Here is a 17,820-nt window from a genome sequence, read left to right as displayed (position 1 = left end):
CGCACTGCCGGCGAGATCGACGATGCGCGGCCTGGCGAATTTGGTGCGCGGATCGGTGACATAGTTGTAGGCTGCATCCGGCCAACCTTCCTTGGCGTCTGCCTTGGGCGCGAAATCCAGCTTGAGATAGTCGTAGGGCGATGCCGCCATGGTGATCGGCGCATCGTCGCCCGAGAATGTCATGTCGGTGAAATCATAGAGATCGCGTGGCGTCGTCGCCGGCGTCTCCGTCTGGGCACGGCTGGCGATCCTTGTCAGCTTCAGCGGCAGGGTCTTTTTGGCCGTCCAGGTGCCTTCCAGCGTCTTGCCCTTGTCGGCGGAACTCAACCGCCAGACGGCGCCGATGGGTGGAGCCTGGCCGTCGCCGCACTTCTTGGCATCGCAGGCTTCTTCCTCGGCCAATTGAAAGGTGGCGCCCTTGCTCGACTTCGCCTGCAGAGGAATATCGACGCCCTTGGAGCGGTAGAAATAGCGGCCCGCCAGTGCCTCTCCAGCCGTCGCCGGATCACCGGTAAACTCGACGACGATGTCGATGTTGCCGAGCTTCCCCGCATAGGTCACCGGTTCCGCATGCGCTGTTGCCGGCAACGCCAGCAATGCACCGAGCAGGACGGCTAGCTTCAGAACATGTCGGATCCGAGCCATGGTTTGCAGGCGTTGCATCAGCCGGTCACGGTCTGATGTCATCCCCTTATAGTCGAGTTGAGCCTCATCCAGCGCCTGCAATTGCGCCGCGAAAGAGGCGGCAAGCGTTGCCCGGTCGGGATGCCGCGCCAGCACTTTCAGCGGGTCGAGATGGATGCGGATGGTGAACAGGATGTCGCGCGACAGAGGCAGTTTGCGCAGCGTCTGGCGCTCGACGCGGATGAAGGCGTGGGCGTTGACGTCGCCGTCGGGAAATCGCGAGGGGCGGTTGGTGGCACGGTCGATGCGCTCGACATTGGAGAGCGGATGATAGAGCGCGTCGCCGGCCTGGATCGACCAGTTGAAGCGTTCGACGGCCTGGCCCTGCAGGCCGTCGAACATGCGGTTGATGAGCTCCGCCGGCCTGGTGCCCGGACCGAAGCCCGGCACCGGTGCGTGGATCTGCTGCAGCGGCCGGCCGAACTTCTCGACCAGCGACCAGGATGACGGGAAACACAGCGAGCCGGCGGCGAGCCGCCAGCCGGTGTCGTCACGGCGCATCAGGATCAGGTCTTCCTGGACGAGCAGCGACGCTGCGACCAGCGGGGCATCGTGGAAGGTGGCGTCAGAGTCGGCTTTGGCGCCAATGACCTCAACCCCGGCATTGGTGCGCCGGTACATCCCGGGAAATGTCGACAGCAGATGTGCTTCGATGAGGCCGCGCACTTCGCGCTGGGTGTCGCGCGTGCCGTCTTCCTCGACAAACACCTTGTCGGGAATTTCGGCATAGAGCCGGCGCTTTTCGGCGAGATGGTCGAAGAGATACCGGTCGACCTCGATCCACTTGTCGAGCTCGAGCGGCTTCAGCCCGATGGTGAAGAGCTTTGAGGAGCCATCATAGGGCGTGTGCGTGGGCTGACGAGAATTCATGCTTCGCTAGAAAGTGTCCAATGCCGGCGGTTATTCTCGCAGCCGCTTCGTATCAGGCCAATGTTGCCGGGATCAAGCCGCGCAGAGAATTGCCGACGAACAGTGTTTTGGCGGATTTCAACTCGTCATAGCTGTGGATCGCCTCCTGGGCGCGCCCTTCGTCCAGCAGCTCGGCGCGCAATACGCCAGGCAGCAGGCCGCAGTCGAGCCTGGGTGTCATCAGCATGCCATCACCGAAATCGGCGAAGACGTTGGTGATGGTGCCTTCGCAGATTTCACTGCGCTCATTTGCGAGCAACACTTCGTCGGCCTGGGTGATCAGATATTCGGAGCGGGCGTGAGTGTAGACTTGCCGCCGGCCGGTCTTGTGGCGCAGCAGCGTGTCGGTGGAGGAGAGCCGGACCCGCGCCAGTCGCAGCCGCCAGACCTTGTCGGCGGCGAGTGGCTCGTAAGGCTGAACAGAAACCGTCACCTCGCCATTGCGCTGCAGGACGAGCCGGGTGCGCAGCGCCGTCTGCTGCGCCCCGATAGTATTCGCCAGCACCTCGCCGATCCGCTGCGGATCGCAGGCAAAGCCGAGTTCTTCCGCCGACCCGTAAAGGCGTGCGAGATGGCGTTCGAAACGCAGAAAGCCCTGGCCGGGCTCCCAGCGCATCGTCTCGATCAGCTCGAAATCGGCGGTGTCCCCGTCGCGAAGCGCGCCTTCAGCAGACACTCCTGATACTCCTCTTGCGCGGTCGAATCGAAGACGACGCCGCCGCCGACATTGTAAACTGCCTCGCCACTGGAAAAGAGCGATATGGTGCGGATCGCCACCGAAAAGCGCATCATGCCGCCAGGCGCGATCCAGCCGATGGCGCCGCAATAGACGTCGCGCGGTGTGTCTTCCAGCTCGTGCAGGATTTCCATCGCGCGGATTTTCGGCGCGCCGGTGATCGAGCCGCAGGGAAACAGCGCGCCAAAGATTTGGCGGATGCCGAGATCAGGCAGAAGCTTCGCCCGCACACGGCTCACCATCTGATGGACGGTCGGGTAGCTCTCGATGCGGAACAGTTCCGGGACTTCCAGCGTGCCGACCTCGCTGATCAGCGAGATGTCATTGCGCAGGAGATCGACGATCATCCGGTTCTCGGCCTGGTTCTTTTCGTCGCTGCGCAAGAAGGACTTCAACCGCGCGTCCTCGGCCTTGGTCGCGCCGCGCGGTGCGGTGCCCTTCATCGGATGGGTTTCGATCATGCCTAAGGCATTGATCTCGAAGAACAGCTCGGGCGAACGCGATAAGACGATGGGATCGCCGAGCGAAATCAGTGCGCCATACTTGACCGGCTGGCGTCCTGTCAGTGCGTCGAAGGCAGCAACCGGATCGCCCGACCATTGGGCACGGACCGGAAAGGTCAGGTTGCCTTGGTAGCAGTCGCCCTTGCGGATGTGGTCGTGAAGGCGCGCGAAGCGTTTGGCGTAGTCCTGAGCGGACCAACTGGCCCTGGCGTCGAAGATGGGGCCATTGGTGGCCGGCGCATCGTTGCGCGGCACGGCCTCTTCGGCCGGAGCATCGAAGACACCCAGACAAACCAATGGCGCGCGCCGGCCTTCAGGCAGCAGCGGCACGAGTTTCGGTTCGAGCAGATAGCCCGCTTCGTAGGAGAAATAGCCGGCCAGCCATTTGCCGGCATCGCTCGCCGCCTGCGCAGCCGCCAGCGCCGGCAGAAAATCCTTGGCATCATAGGCAATGATGATGTCGGCCGGGTGGTCGAAGACCAACTGACGGCCGCTTTCATCGTTGCGGAAAATGGCAGAGGGCAGGGGCATGGGGCTCGGGTACTGCGGTCGATGACGCCAGAACCGCTCTATATGGGGGCCGGGCGGCGTGCAATCGAGGGAGCGGCGTCGCAGGGCGCAAAGACAGTGGCGAATGCAAAAACAAAGACGGCGCCCGAGAGCGCCGCCTTCTGGTTATGTTGCCGATGACGGATCAGCTGTTGTTGGCGGTCCCGGCGCTCGGGAATTGGCGTGCGAACTCCTTTTCGTCGCCGGCGGCAAGCAGCTTGGCCTGCTCGACCCACTTTTCGCGAGCGATGCGGCCGTCGAAATTCAGCGTGTCCTCGATGCGCTTGACGTCGGCCGCGGTCCAGCCGGCGATCTGCGCGTAGGTCGTGACGCCAAGTCCCTTGAGCAGTTTGTCGTTGACCGGGCCGATACCGATCAGGCGGCGCAGATTATCGGCCTTCCCAGCTGCCGGGGCGGCCTTCTTCGGGACGGCGGCGGGCTTTGAAGCAGCGGCTTTGGGCGCGGCCTTGGCGGCGGCAGGTTTGCTGGCCGCTGGTTTTGCGGCCGCGGATTTGGCCGCAGCTGGTTTGGCCGCGGCGGGTTTGGCGGGGGCCGGTTTCGCGGCCGGGGCGGACTTGGCCTTTGCCGCTGTCGATACCAGCGCGGCCGGCGCCGAACTTGAAGGCTTGGCGGATGGAGCTGATGTTTCACGCAGCCGGCGTTCGAGATCGGCGCGGGTCTTGCCGCAGGCGTCGAGTTCGCCAGTCAGGCGATCGGCGTCGGCGCGCAGTCTGTCACGCTCGCTGCGGGTGCGGTCGAGATCGCCGCGCAGGCTGTCGAGTTCGCCGCGCAGCCGGCCCCAGATAAACCAGCCAACCAACACACCTACAAGGAACGCCAGGACAATGTAAAAGAAGGTCATCGTCTCTCTCCAGTCGGATCCGTCCGCCGCCGTCCCAAGTCATGACCTTGGCAGATCGGATCATCCAATGTGGTTCGGCGGCTCAGGGAACAGCCGGTCTGTCGTCGAGTGTCGGCGTTCGGCTTTGCCGCCCATTGCCAACCGTCGCTGTCGCATTCGTCAGACCGCTGCCATGGGCCGGGATGCTGTCCGGCCTTAAGCCGCGCGCCCGGCTGAGCTTCGGTCGGAAAGCTATCATACGGCTTCGGGAAAGCTAACGGAATTTTCGCCGGAGAGTTATTCAAGAACAGATATTTAGAACAAGAACAGAGCTGCCGTCACATGCATTCCGGCTAAACTGTTCTGCGATTCTGCAAAGTCGAGGCCGCTGCTGAACCTGCCACTCTGCGCCATCGGTCCAATGGGTGCGCGCATTAACTGTCGAGCGCTTCCAGCTCGTCGATCAGGCCGCCGATCACGCCAAGCCCTATCTGCCAGAAGGCGGGGTCGGTGGCGTCGAGGCCGAAGGGGGCGAGAAGCTCCGAGTGATGCTTGGTGCCGCCGGCGCGCAGCATCTCGAAATACTTGTCCTGGAAGCCGTGCTCGGCGTTCTGGTAGACCGCGTACAGCGAGTTCACCAGGCAGTCGCCAAAGGCATAGGCGTACACGTAGAAGGGGGAGTGGACGAAGTGCGGGATGTAGGTCCAGAAGACCTCATAGCCCTCGCGCAGCTTGATCGCCGGCCCCAGGCTTTCTGCCTGCACCTCGAGCCAGAACTGGCCGAGCTTGTCGGAGGTCAGTTCGCCGTTCTTGCGCTCTGCATGCACCTTGCGCTCGAACTCGTAGAAGGCGATCTGGCGCACGACCGTGTTGATCATGTCCTCGACCTTCTGGGCGAGCATCGCCTTGCGCTCGCGCTTGTCGGTGGTCTGGTCGAGCAGCGAACGGAAGGTCAGCATCTCGCCGAACACCGAGGCCGTCTCGGCCAAAGTCAGCGGCGTCGAAGCCATCAGCGCGCCCTGGCCGCCGGCCAGCACCTGATGCACGCCGTGGCCGAGTTCATGCGCCAGCGTCATCACATCGCGCGGCTTGCCCATGTAGTTGAGCAGCACGTAAGGGTGCGCCGAAGGCACGGTCGGATGGGCGAAGGCGCCGGGCGACTTGCCGGGCCTGACCGGCGCGTCGATCCAGTTGCGGTCGAAGAAGGTGCGGGCGATCTCCGCCATGTCGGGGGAAAAGCGCTGATAGGCCGACAGCACAGTATTCCTGGCGTCGTCCCAAGGGATCACGGCCTGCGGCGTCTCGGGCAAGGGGGCGTTGCGGTCCCAGTGGTTCATCACCTCCATGCCGAGCCAGCGCGCCTTCATCGCGTAGTAGCGATGCGACAGGCGCGGATAGGCTTCGCGCACGGCCGACGCCAGCGCATCGACCACGCTGCGCTCGACACGGTTGGCGAGATGGCGTGAATCGGCGATGTCCTCAAAGCCACGCCAGCGATCGGAAATCTCCTTGTCCTTGGCCAGCGTGTTGGTGATCAGCGTGAAGGTGCGCAGGCTCTTGCGGAAGGTTGTGGCCAGCGCTTCGGAGGCGCGGCGGCGGACCTCGCCATCGGCGTCCTGCAGGCGGTTCAGCGCCGGCTCCAGCGTCAGTTCCTCGCCGTCTATGTCGAAGCGCAGATCGGTCATCGTCTCGTCGAACAGCCGGTTCCAGGCACCGCGCCCGGTGATCGACTTCTCATGGAACAGCTGCTCGACCCGATCCTCGAGCTGGTAGGGCTTGTCCATTCTGAGGTCGAGCACCCAAGGCCGGTAGTGGGCAAAGCCGGCGTCGGCGGCGAGGGCGGATTCGAGCGCCTTGTCGTCGATCAGGTTCAGCTCCAGCGCGAAGAACAGAAGATGCGCGCTGGCGTCGGTCATCTTTTCCTGGATGTCGCCATAGAGCTTTGCGCGCTGCGGATCGGCGGTGTTGCCGGCATAGATCAGGCCGGCATAGGAGACGATGCGGCCGATCAGTTCCTCCAGCGCCTCATAGGCTGTCAGCGCCTCGCCAAGCCTGCCGGCGCTGCCGCGCTCGGCCTCCGCAGCCAGCGTGCCCTTCCAGCGGTTCTCGAAGGCGACGGCATCGGCCGCCGCCTTGGCAAGGTCGCGCTTCAGTTCGGGTGCTTCCATGCCGGAATAGAGGTCGGCGAGATTCCATTCCGGTAGGTCGCCGAGTTCCGCCGCGCCCTGACCGGACGCTACCGCCGTAAGCTGCCGACCGAGAATCCTGCTCATCAACAATTACCTTCTGGAATCAAGGGGAAAGGACAAGCCGGTCAAATCCTAAGGAATTCGTTCACCGGGTTTTTTGAAACCTTGTTTAGAACCCTGTGCCAAGATGATCCATGGGAATTTCCCAAGGCGGGCAACTCAAATCAGTCATGACAGGTTCCATTCTTATAGTCGATGACGATCCCGTGCAGCGCCGGCTGCTCGAGGCGGCGGTGACGAAATTCGGCCACAGCGCCATCGTTGCCGATGGCGGCGAGGCCGGTCTGAGCGCGCTTGACGGACCCAATGCGAGGGATATTTCGGCAGTCATCCTCGACCTTGTCATGCCGGGCCTCGACGGCATCGGCGTGCTGAAGGCGATGCGCGAGCGCGGCATCACTGTTCCCGTCATCGTGCAGACTGCGCAGGGCGGCATCGAAACGGTGGTTTCGGCGATGCGCCACGGCGCCTTCGATTTTGTCGTCAAGCCGGCGTCTCCCGACCGGCTGCAGACCGCGATCGGCAACGCGCTCAAGGTCGAGGCGGTCGAGGACGAGGTCAAGCGCACGTCGCGGCGTCGCGGCGGCCACCTGACCTTCAAGGACATGATCACGCACAGCCCGGCGATGGACCGGGTGATCCGCCTCGGCCAGAAGGCTGCGGCCTCCAACATCCCGATCCTGATCGAGGGCGAATCAGGCGTCGGCAAGGAATTGGTGGCGCGCGCCATCCAGGGCAGCGGCGAACGCCGCACAAAACCGTTCGTCACCGTCAATTGCGGCGCCATCCCCGACAATCTGGTCGAATCGATCCTGTTCGGTCACGAAAAAGGCTCGTTCACCGGCGCCACCGAAAAGCACACCGGCAAGTTCGTCGAGGCGCATTCGGGCACGCTGTTCCTGGATGAGATCGGCGACCTGCCGCTCGACGTGCAGGTCAAGCTGTTGCGCGCCGTGCAGGATGGCGAGGTCGATCCGGTCGGTGGCCGTTCCACCGTCAGGGTCGACATCAGGCTGATCTCGGCCACGCACCGCAACCTTCTGCAGCAGGTCAAGGACGGCAAGTTTCGCGAGGACCTGTTCTACCGGCTCAACGTTTACCCGATCGTCGTGCCGCCGCTGCGCGACCGCCGCGACGACATCCCCTATCTGGTCAAGCATTTCATGGACAAGGTGGCGCCGGCGGGCAATCGCCTGCACGGCATCTCGGATGCCGCACTGGCCATGCTGCAGGCCTATGATTGGCCGGGAAACATCAGGCAGCTGGAAAACGCCGTGTTCAGGGCCTCGGTGCTTGCCGAAGGCGATGTGCTCACGACTGACGAATTTCCGCAGATCCGGGCGCAGGTCGACGGCACCGTCAATCTCGACGCCGATGCGTCCTTGTCGGACCCCGGCATGGCCTTGAGCACCGGATCGCAAGGCGATGGCGCGCAGACTGACGACGCCGGTACTGCAGCTGCCGAGCCCGCCCCTCCGGCGAGGCTGCTTCAGCGTTTCGGCACGCTGCGGGCGCTGGACGAGCGTGGCAATGTGCGTGCGCTGGCCGATGTCGAACTCGAAATGATCAAGCTCGCCATCGACCATTATAACGGCCAGATGAGCGAGGTCGCGCGGCGTCTCGGCATCGGCCGCTCGACGCTCTACCGCAAGCTCAAGGAATACGGCATCGACCCGGAAACCGGCCGCCTCGACCGCCTTGCCTCCTGAACGCCGAATTCCACAGCTTGCCAACGCAAGGCCGGGACCAGCTTGCCATGCCACATCCGGCGCTGCATAAGGGTTGGGGCGGGAATATGACTGATGCGGACAGCGTTGTTCACGCATTAAGGCCAGCGGTAACAGATCGTGTAGCGGGAAAAGGCTGAATCTTGATCTAAACCAGCAGTTTACCAAGAAATCCTGTGTATTATTTTTGACGGGATATCGCCACGGTGTTACCGCATTTCGGCTTCAATAAGCGATGATTAACCATTAGGATCGATATTCGGATGTAAGAACCACGCATCCGTTTGGACAAATCCGGGGACAAACGGCAGCCTGCAAGGCCTTTTGATTTGAACAAAGTCGAACGACACAGAAACGGGCGGCGCGATCACATGGGCGTCTGGCCGAGATGGCTGGCAGCGGTGATCGTTGCGTTCGCTTTCCTTGCCGCTACTGCTGCCGGCGCCAGCGCTGAAACGCGCTCGCTCAAGCTCTATCACCTCCACACGCACGAAAAGGCCGAGATCGTCTACAAGCGCAATGGCCGCTACGATCCGGCAGGCCTCAGGAAGATCAACATCATCCTGCGCGACTGGCGTCGCAACGAACCGACCAAGATGGATCCGCGCCTGCTCGATCTGGTGTGGGAAGCTTATCGGCAGGCCGGCGCCACCGACTATATCCAGGTCGTTTGCGGCTATCGCTCGCCGTCGACCAATTCGATGCTGCGCAGCCGCAGCCGCGGTGTCGCCAAGGAAAGCCAGCATATGCTGGGCAAGGCGATGGACTTCTACATTCCGGGTGTGCCGCTGAAGAAGCTGCGCAACATCGGCCTGAAGATGCAGGGCGGCGGCGTCGGCTACTATCCGTCGTCGGGTTCGCCCTTCGTCCACATGGACGTCGGCAATGTGCGGCACTGGCCAGGCATCAGCCGCCAGGAACTGGTCAGCCTGTTTCCCAATGGCAAGACGCTGCATGTGCCGAGCGACGGCAGGCCGTTGCCGGGTTATGACCAGGCGCTCGCCTCCTACAAGGCGCGCAAGGGCGCCGGTTCTCCTGCCATCATGATGGCCAGCGCAGGCGGCAGCACCAAGAAATCCGGTGGCTTCCTGTCCGCTTTCTTTGGCGGTGGCGGTGAAGACGAAGCCGACGACAGCGCCGATGTCGCTACCGCCGCGCCGCCGCCGAGAAGCGTGAAGCCGGTGCTGGCTGCCACGAGCAACAACAACAGCAATCTGCCTGGCATCGCGATCGTGTCGCCGCAGAACGCCAAGCGCGCCAACATTCCGCAGCTTGCCGACGACAGCGCTGACGATGCGGAGCCGCAGGACACGCCGGAGACGATCATCGCCGCGCTGCCCGCCAAGGAAGTGCCGCTGCCCGCTTTCGCACCGCGGCCGAAGGCCGATGTCGGCGCGCAACAACCTGAGACCGTGCCGTTCGGCGTGGCCGATGCCACCACCGAACAGACGGTGGCGACGGCGCAGGCGCCGGCCAATGTGCCGTTCGGCACGGCCGATGCGAGCAATGCCGACCAGGGGGCCGATCAAGCTGCCGCTCCGGCGCAGGTCGCGGTCAACGTCCCGTTGCCGACCTGGCGTCCCGACCGCTCTTCGCCGCCGGCTGAGCTTGCGCCGCAGGACAAGGGCGTTCTGCTGGCGCTGGCCGATACGGCTGCCCACAAGCAGACCGCAACCGACGCGTTCTCGGTGCTGCCGTCGCAGCGTCCGGACGAGGTCAAGGCGGTTCTCGAACAGGCCAGCGCCGCCGATACAGCCGGTGCTACCGACGACTATCAGGTTGCGTCGCTTGAGCCGCGCTCGGCGTTCAACGATCCGTCAGGTGTCGATGCCGCATCGCCGCGCGGCGCTATTGCTGCCCGTCCCGCCGGTACCGATCCAGCCTCGGTGATCGGCGCCGGCGTCAAGACGACACGCAAGGAAGCCAGGGCTTCGGCCCGCGACCTGAAGCCAGGACCGAAGGCAGTGGTGATGGCGGCCGAACCGCAGGCGGCCCGCTGGGCGCTGAGCAGCGGCGACAACATCGCCACCGTTTCCAGCCCGACGACAGCGCCGCGCTATGCCTACAACATCGTGCATACGCCGCCGAGCGAGGTCTACACCGCAGGCTTTCAGGCGGACAACCAGATGGCCGATGCCAACCGCTTCACCGGCAATGCCGTAAAATTCCTTTCGGTCGCCCGCTTCCAGACGAAGTAAGGGCGTGACCGGGGCGTTATCGACTCGAAGCCGCGCTGGGCAACCTGTGCGGCTTTTGTTTTTAGCGAGATCTCGAGCACTGGCTTCCATCGCCACAGAATGCTAACCACCAAGCTGCATTCCCGCTTCGTCTAATGGTAGGACAGCGCCCTTTGAAGGCGTGAATCGTGGTTCGAGCCCATGAGCGGGAACCAAAATTTCAATGCCTTAGCTGTTTTTCGGCCATTTCTGTCCAATATCTGGCCAATATGCGCTTAGGGCAGCGCCGCGGCGGCGATAAACAGCTAGGTGCCGACCAAATGAGACGACCACGCGGACGGCCCGTGGCGAGCCTGCTTGGCTCCTGCACCACAATTCAAGTGCGCTCCGCCACCTGATGTAGGATCAAATCTATGGTGGGGGTACGGCACTCGTAATGTTTTCTCCGCCATCCCAAGCTGGCTGAGCAAAATTCAGCCATCAGAAGGGCCGAATCAAGCCAAAGGTTGGTGCGCCGACTTCGCAAGGTGGGCGATCCGGTGCCCTCGCAAAGTATGCATGGGACTGGATGAGGCCGCTCCTCTGCATAGATATTCAATCCGTCCCAGGTGGGCGGGCGTGGCGACTCATCCAGAGCGACGGGAGGACAACCATAACCGCTCGCGTCGATTCAGGGACTGAGCTTGCAAACAACTGACCCTGCTGTGAACATAGGAGCTATCGCTGAGGAGACTTCCGTCCGCCATATACTCATGCAATTATTGTGGTTTCTGCTGCATTCTTGATAGTGCGTAAAAAATTGCGCATAGGCGCCAAGAGTGCAGTTCGGCAAGGATGTCGCTTAGGGGTTAACTTAGAGAGGGGTTTGTATGGTGACTGCAAAAGCCAAGGGCCACCGGGGATCATGGTTCGCTACTGTCGACGGGGAGGATCTTCCCTGCGTCCATAAACATTGGGTCAAAGGTCTCCTCCATCACGACCGTTTCCAACGACATGGCTACGGCAACTCGCCGCAAATTCTAGAATTGGCCCAAGCAGTACAGAGCGGAAAGCGCGTGATCCTCACCGACGATAAACCACTCTTCGATGGTTCCGGTAACCTGATCGGGTTCGAACGCAAAGGCTATATTGCGATCTACGAGGTCGATGATGTGACTTATATCCCGGAGGAGGGCCTAAAGTTTCGGCTGGTGAAGCGAATTCGAAACCTCGAATAACCGGTCCTTTTAACAAGGGAGGCGCACTTCAATGCAAATGACGATCGACAAGCTTAGGACAATGTCGCCTCAGGACCGAGCGACGCTGTATGAAAATGCTCGGAAGCGGATTACGCAGGGAGGCCAAGAGGTCATTGACCTTATCGACTCATCTGGCCTCTCCCTCCGTTCTGGTGGCATCACATTGTCCGATCCGGTTCACATCCGGATGGAGGAGATCATCTGGTCGTCGGAAGGCAAAAAGCTGCTAGTGGAGGCGACGGAGGCAGGATTGCCGGCCCTCGCCGGCGTCGAGCCGCTAATCGTGGTGGATCTCGGCGCCCAATATAGTCCCCATGATCTGGGAACAGTCGACGCGGGCGCAATCGTCGGCGCAGTCATGCGTCATTTGGGCTACGAACTCGGCGGCCGAGCCGACATGCCGGCCGGTTCTGTGGCAAAGACCGCGGCTACTTGGCACGACCGTGGAACACAAAAGCCGCGCGGTTAGCCTACTGCGCAGGCATTCGGCCAGACAATCAAATGCCATGCAACGCGAACCCCTGCCATCGGAAGGCCATATCAGGTTTAGAGATCAATCGCCGACCAAGACAACTCGCAAGATGGACGATGCCGGTGCCCCGCAAGAGCAAGCACCCGCCTGAAGAGGAATATACCCATCTCGCCATTAAAGTCGCGAACTGCGAGGCGAGCGTCGAAACTCGCATCGAACCTGAGATCTATCACCCTGAGTATGCTTGGAATTTGGATGATGATGCGCCTCTGTACCGGATTATAACCCGACTGACATTGGCGGGCGTCGCGACTTACCCAGAAGGACGGGCGGGCGAAGCTTATGAGTTGACAATCTATGGATCGAATTCGGATTCGCGGCGCATTAAGGCGACGGTCAAGGATGTTCAGGCGAAAGACGAACGAGGGTCGCCCAAGTTTCGTTCATACCGCGGCAGACAAATTCCCATCTACAATCCCCCCGCAGGCATCGGACTCATCGAGAAGGAACGCGGCGAGCCACGCTGGACAGCGTGGCTTCGGGTATCCCCGCTTTTTGCGAGCGACGCGCTCGCCTTGGTGAACAGCGGACGATCACTGTTCCTGGCGATAGACGAACGTCGGTCCAAACGCGCTCGCTGGATACAGGGAGTAAGCTTGCAAACGACTGATCCGGCTGACGAGTAGCCAAAAGAAGCCGAGGACGCTCTCTCCGCCACAACCAACTGATATACATATCTATTTTTAATTGTTACGCACAAAATGCGCACATGGCTATTCGAGCTGTTTTAGACCTGTCTATGCCAAAGGTGCGCCCATGGCCCAGCTTCGAACTGGCCAAAAACGCTCGGACTTCTCGTCCAACGTGAAATGAAAAATCCTTGAAATTGTTGGCTTCGAGCCGTGGGACCGTGTCAGAGAACTGCGCTCGGGTGACTTCCAAGGAAAGGCTCAGTGATGGCATCATATCGTTCTGAAAGAGTGTACCGCCATCAGGGAATTCTGTCTTCATAGGCGTTGGGGCAGAGATCATGACCACGCCCGGCCACCGGAATGCCGTGTTCGGCATAATCAGAGTGACGGGCAGAATAATGTAAGTAACTCGACTGACTGGCGGGGCAGGCCCGGCTGCACGATGTGCCCGAAATTGACGGTAGGCGCGCCGACAATTTGCCCGCGACGATCGATGGCAGCCCAAGTCGTCCGGCTCTTCTGCGATCGATCATTTTAGCCTGCGAACTCCCGACGGCGGCATGTTTCGAGGCCGGCGTCCTGAAGTCATGTCCGCTGGTGCCAGTGTGTTTTCTCTGTCATCTCTTGCTATCGATTCCCACTAAGCACTTTTGCATGCTAGACGAAATTCTGATGCCGAGAATGCTCAAAGTCGCCGCACAGACTGTTCACACCATAGCTCGCAGGGGTCTGCAAACGGCCTTCAAAGTGCGAGGCCAATGGCGATTCAAGGGTGTAGATCTCGACACCTGGATCGAGGAGCAAAAAGAAGCCATGCGCGGCGAAGGTCAGACCTGACGTGTCCAGATCACTTGCTTCTCAGATCCAGGATGTTCTACCCAAGACGCTGGACACCTACTACAATCTGATTTTGACGGTAGGGCCGGCACGCGCCGGCAAGACCGCCGCTCTCGCCGAGCTTGCCGCCAAGCACAAGTGGCCTCGGGTTAATGTCAGTCTCTCTTTAGCGGAGCAGCTCCTCGGGCTGACGCATCGGCAGCGAGCTGTTCGAGCCGCGGGCATTCTTGACGACATAATTAGCATTAGCGCCCAGAATTCCGAAGTTGTCCTGCTTGACAATATCGAGCTGCTATTCGCTACCGAGCTAGCGCAGGATCCGCTTAAGCTGCTTCAATCACTCTCCCGAAACCGCGCGATTGTTGCAGCGTGGCCGGGAGACTTCGAAGGTGCCACTCTGACATATGCGGTTCCCGGCCATCCGGAAGCACGGCGATATCCAGCGCCACAAGCGGTCATCGTCAGGGCCGGCGCAGGTGAACAGCAAGACGTTCGAGCGGTTCGACGGGAGACGAAATGAAATACTCAGACCTGATTCAGTTCGAGCCAATTGAGACAGTTGTCCAACTCCGGGAGGCGGACTCTGCAGTTGACGCCCGCCGTCTAGTCGAAACATTCGTCATTTCCAACCGAATGGCGGACGTTCTTGGCGAGCTCGTATTTCCGCAACTGCAGTTCAGCAAGCCATCAGACAACAAGGGCATTCTCGTCGTTGGCAATTACGGCACGGGCAAGTCGCATCTCATGGCCGTCATCTCGGCGATCGCCGAACACGGCGATCTCGTTTCCCGCCTGACCAATCCAAATGTCGCTGAAAAGGCCGCCGATGTTGCCGGCCGGTTCCGTGTAATCCGGGCAGAGATCGGTTCCACGACGATGTCGCTGCGAGACATTGTATGCTCGGTCTTGGAAGATGGCCTGTCGCGGCTTGGAGTCGCCTTCGAATTTCCGTCAACTGACGATCGGCATGAAAACAAGTCCGCCCTACAGGAAATGATGGCAGCGTTTCAGACCAAGCACCCCGATCGCGGCCTGATTCTCTTCCTCGACGAGCTCCTCGATTATCTGCGCTCTCGCGCAGACCAAGCGCTAAGCCTGGATCTTTCTTTCCTCCGAGAGCTTGGTGAGGTCTGCAAAGGCTCCCGCTTCCGTTTCATCGCAGGCGTGCAAGAGAGCCTATTCGACAATCCACGCTTTCAGTTCGTCGCTGATACCCTTCGGCGCGTGAAGGATCGCTTCGAACAGGTCCGTATCGCTCGCGATGACGTTGCCTTCGTCGTGGCCGAGCGAATCCTCAAAAAGGATGCCAAACAGCAGGGGTTGATACGGGAGCACCTAAAGCAGTTCGCACCTCTCTACGGCTCCATGAATGAACGAATGGAGGAGTTTGTTCGTCTTTTTCCGGTACACCCAGCCTATCTCGACACCTTCGAACGCGTGTACGTTGCCGAAAAGCGCGAGATTTTGAAAACACTTAGCGCTGCTATTCGCCGCATCATAGATCTGGATGTTCCGCCCAACGATACCGGACTGATTGCTTACGACTCCTACTGGGGCGTGTTGCGAGATAACCCGTCGTTCCGATCCGATCCCGCCATCAAGGAAGTCATCGATCGCAGCGGCGTTCTTAGCGCGCGTGTGGAGCAAGCTTTTACCCGTCCTCAATACAAGCCTGCTGCCATTCGCATTGTGAACGCACTGTCCGTCCACCGCCTGACGACATCAGATATATATGCGCCTATCGGAGCAACCGCGGAGGAGTTGAGAGACGATCTCTGCCTGATGCTACCTGTTCCAGAAAAGGACGCGGGCTTCCTCCGTACACTTGTCGAGACGGTGCTCAAGGAACTGCTGCGAACGGTTAGCGGACAGTTTCTCAGCTTCAACAAGGAGAACGGCCAATATTTCCTCGACCTGAAAAAAGATGTCGATTTCGACACGCTCATTGAGAAGCGAGCGGAGACACTCAGCGACACGCAACTCGATCGATACTATTTCGACGCGCTGCGTCGGGTCGTCCTCGAAGACCCCGACGCGGCGCCATACGTTAGCGGCTATCGCATCTGGGAACATGAGATCGAGTGGCGCGAGCGACGCGCTGGCAGAAGCGGGTACCTATTCTTCGGCGCTCCGAACGAGCGCTCGACCGCGCAGCCCGTTCGCGATTTCTATCTCTATTTCCTGCAGCCGTTCGATACTCCCTATTTCAAGGACGAGAAGAAGGCTGACGAGGTCTTCTTCAAACTGAAGGAGCGCGACGATGCGTTCGACCGTACGTTGCGCCTCTATGCCGGCGCTCGTGAACAGGCGGCTGCGGCCTCTGGCAGCAACAAGAAGACCTACGAGGATAAGGCCGGAGATCACCTCCGGACGCTTACGTCTTGGCTCCGTGAACATATGCCTACGGCGGTCGAAGTTATGCATCAAGGGCGGTCAAAGACGCTGCTGGAAGTCGTTCGCGGCAAGCTACCTCCGGATGCGACGGTCAAGGATTATGTCAACACCGCTGGTTCTGCTCTCTTGGCACCCCACTTTGCGGACCGTAGCCCGGAGTATCCGCTCTTTAGTGTTCTGGTCACGCGACAAAACCGCGATCAGGCCGCGCAAGAGGCACTGCGGTGGATTGCCGGCAGCGTGAAGAGTAAGCAAGGCACCGCAATTCTCGATGCGTTGGAATTGCTCGAGGGCGAGACGCTCAAGCCGCGTAACTCACGCTATGCCAAATACGTGCTCGACACCTTGAGCCAGAAGGGCCAAGGCCAAGTTCTCAATCGATCTGAGCTGGTAGCCTCGGAGGCGGGTGTCGACTATTGGACCAAATTTCGCATCGAGCCTGAGTTTCTAAGCGTGGTTCTGGCTGCGCTGGTTCACAGTGGCGACATTGTCCTCAGTCTCACCGGCAAAAAAATTGACGCTGCCGACATCGATCAGTTCGCTAAGGTCGGGATTGCCGACGTCACTGAGTTCAAGCACATCGATAGGCCTCGCGATTTGCCGCTCGGGCCGCTCCAGGATCTGTGTGATCTGCTGGACGTGCCAAAAGGGCTTATCGTCAATCCTGCGAACCGGGATGAGGGTGTGGCCAAGATTCAGCAGCGCGCCGGCGAACTTCTCGGCAAGGTCGTCGCCGCCCACGCGCGCATTCCCGACCTAATCTTCTGGGGCCGTCCGATTCTGTCCGACCAGGAGCAGAAAGACTGGAGAGACCGGCTAGGCAGTCTGAAGGGATTCCTTGAATCGCTCCAGCCGTTCAACACTACCGGCAAGCTCAAGAACTTCCCACATGACTCTGCAGCTGTTCTGGGGCAGAAGCCGGCGATCGGGCTCTCCCGCGAAGTCGATGAACTTGGCACGGTACTCCAGCAGTCCAACCCACTTACGTCCTACCTCGGCAAGGCAGAGGCGCTGCTTGACGCAACACATCCTTGGCAGGACATGGTACGAACGGCCCGCGCCGAACTCATGGGGCGGATTGCAAATCCAAAACAGCGCTCGGAAGCTGATTTCAAACGCTTTTTGACCCAGACCCTGGCCGATCTGAAGACCAAATACCAGGACGCCTACCTGACCGCACACGAGCGCTCCCGCCTCGGGGCCAACGACGACAAACGCAAGGCAAACCTCGCCAAAGATCCCCGCCTCGCTCAAATTCAGAAGATCGCCAACGTCGAGATGATGCCAACGCCGCAACTGCGGGATTTCGAGAACAGGCTGTTTGCACTGAAGACCTGCTTCCAGCTAGGTCGTCCAGACCTTGAAAGCGATCCATTGTGCCCGCATTGCGGCTTCCGGCCCGCGGAAGAACCTACAGGCGGCGCGGCTGCAAAGAAGACACTGTCCGACCTCGATGAGGTGTTGGACGGTATCGTGCGTGGTTGGACGGAAACCCTGCGTACCAATCTCGAAGACCCGACCGTATCTGGAAACATCGAGTTGGTCAGCGATAACAGTGGAAAGAGCGAACTACAGGCATTCCTTGGCAGTAAGCAGTTGCCGGATCCTGTAAACCCTGCCTTTGTGAGAGCCCTGCAGGAGGTGTTGAGCGGATTGCAAAAGGTGGCGCTCGGCAGTGCTGATCTACGAGCCGCTCTCACCGACGGCGGCCTTCCATGCACGGTCAGCGATCTAAATGAACGCTTCGACCGCTATGTCGCCAACCTGACCAAGGGCAAGGACTCGTCCAAGGTCCGTATCGTGATCGAGTAG

12 protein-coding genes, 1 tRNA gene and 1 pseudogene are annotated in these 17,820 nt (G+C 60.6%); 9 read left to right on the top strand and 5 right to left on the bottom strand.

The annotated features are described in order from the left end of the window. Positions 1 to 660 precede the first annotated feature (660 nt). The 5 genes and pseudogenes from X730_RS0133015 to X730_RS162070 form a co-directional block, all read right to left on the bottom strand. Positions 661 to 1,554: pseudogene (locus X730_RS0133015) on the bottom strand (DUF3445 domain-containing protein); the annotation flags it as partial. A 52-nt stretch (positions 1,555 to 1,606) separates the two neighbouring features. Next, a complete protein-coding gene (locus tag X730_RS162055) occupies positions 1,607 to 2,269 on the bottom strand; it encodes an aminotransferase class IV family protein (RefSeq protein ID WP_031192935.1) in 663 nt (220 codons plus the stop codon). Beyond that, a complete protein-coding gene (locus X730_RS162060) occupies positions 2,218 to 3,363 on the bottom strand; it encodes an aminodeoxychorismate synthase component I (RefSeq protein WP_023751324.1) in 1,146 nt (381 codons plus the stop codon). The genes X730_RS162055 and X730_RS162060 overlap by 52 nt, the downstream gene beginning before the upstream one ends. 163 nt (positions 3,364 to 3,526) lie before the next feature. Then, positions 3,527 to 4,243 carry a protein in NADH-ubiquinone oxidoreductase complex gene (locus X730_RS162065; RefSeq protein WP_023751323.1) on the bottom strand — a complete coding sequence of 239 codons (717 nt, stop codon included), beginning with the start codon at positions 4,241 to 4,243 and terminating at the stop codon, positions 3,527 to 3,529. A gap of 413 nt (positions 4,244 to 4,656) precedes the next feature. Further along, a complete protein-coding gene (locus tag X730_RS162070; protein ID WP_023686397.1) occupies positions 4,657 to 6,495 on the bottom strand; it encodes a M3 family oligoendopeptidase in 1,839 nt (612 codons plus the stop codon). Between the two features lie 146 nt (positions 6,496 to 6,641). Here X730_RS162070 and X730_RS162075 point away from each other — a divergent pair, with 146 nt between their 5' ends. The 9 genes from X730_RS162075 (at position 6,642) to X730_RS162110 (ending at position 17,820) form a co-directional block, all read left to right on the top strand. Beyond that, the gene (locus X730_RS162075; protein ID WP_023825450.1) at positions 6,642 to 8,180 is read left to right on the top strand and encodes a sigma-54 dependent transcriptional regulator; all 1,539 of its coding nucleotides are present in this window, start codon (positions 6,642 to 6,644) and stop codon (positions 8,178 to 8,180) included. Between the two features lie 389 nt (positions 8,181 to 8,569). Then, positions 8,570 to 10,396 (top strand): DUF882 domain-containing protein, encoded by a 1,827-nt coding sequence (locus X730_RS162080; protein WP_023817275.1) that lies wholly within the window; start codon positions 8,570 to 8,572, stop codon positions 10,394 to 10,396. 120 nt (positions 10,397 to 10,516) lie between these two features. Next, positions 10,517 to 10,590 (top strand) — tRNA-Gln (locus X730_RS162085). A 654-nt stretch (positions 10,591 to 11,244) separates the two neighbouring features. Continuing rightward, positions 11,245 to 11,592, top strand: a complete 348-nt coding sequence (locus X730_RS1000000167330; RefSeq protein ID WP_196814786.1) for a hypothetical protein — start codon at positions 11,245 to 11,247, stop codon at positions 11,590 to 11,592. Positions 11,593 to 11,623: 31 nt separating this feature from the next. Further along, positions 11,624 to 12,082 carry a hypothetical protein gene (locus X730_RS162090; protein WP_023825447.1) on the top strand — a complete coding sequence of 153 codons (459 nt, stop codon included), beginning with the start codon at positions 11,624 to 11,626 and terminating at the stop codon, positions 12,080 to 12,082. Between the two features lie 119 nt (positions 12,083 to 12,201). Beyond that, on the top strand, positions 12,202 to 12,771 hold the full coding sequence (locus X730_RS162095; RefSeq protein WP_023825446.1) for a hypothetical protein: 570 nt from the start codon (positions 12,202 to 12,204) through the stop codon (positions 12,769 to 12,771). 660 nt (positions 12,772 to 13,431) lie between these two features. Beyond that, a complete protein-coding gene (locus X730_RS162100; RefSeq protein WP_023825445.1) occupies positions 13,432 to 13,614 on the top strand; it encodes a helix-turn-helix domain-containing protein in 183 nt (60 codons plus the stop codon). 1 nt (position 13,615) lies between these two features. Continuing rightward, positions 13,616 to 14,134 carry a BREX-3 system P-loop-containing protein BrxF gene (gene brxF / locus X730_RS162105; protein WP_023825444.1) on the top strand — a complete coding sequence of 173 codons (519 nt, stop codon included), beginning with the start codon at positions 13,616 to 13,618 and terminating at the stop codon, positions 14,132 to 14,134. Continuing rightward, the gene (locus X730_RS162110) at positions 14,131 to 17,820 is read left to right on the top strand and encodes a DUF6079 family protein (protein ID WP_023825443.1); all 3,690 of its coding nucleotides are present in this window, start codon (positions 14,131 to 14,133) and stop codon (positions 17,818 to 17,820) included. Before brxF ends, X730_RS162110 begins: the two co-directional genes overlap by 4 nt.

The sequence above is a fragment of the Mesorhizobium sp. L103C131B0 genome (assembly GCF_000502275.1).
Taxonomy (GTDB): Bacteria; Pseudomonadota; Alphaproteobacteria; order Rhizobiales; family Rhizobiaceae; genus Mesorhizobium.
The sequence above is the reverse complement of the archived record's forward strand: the minus strand, read 5'-3'. Positions and strand labels throughout refer to the sequence as shown.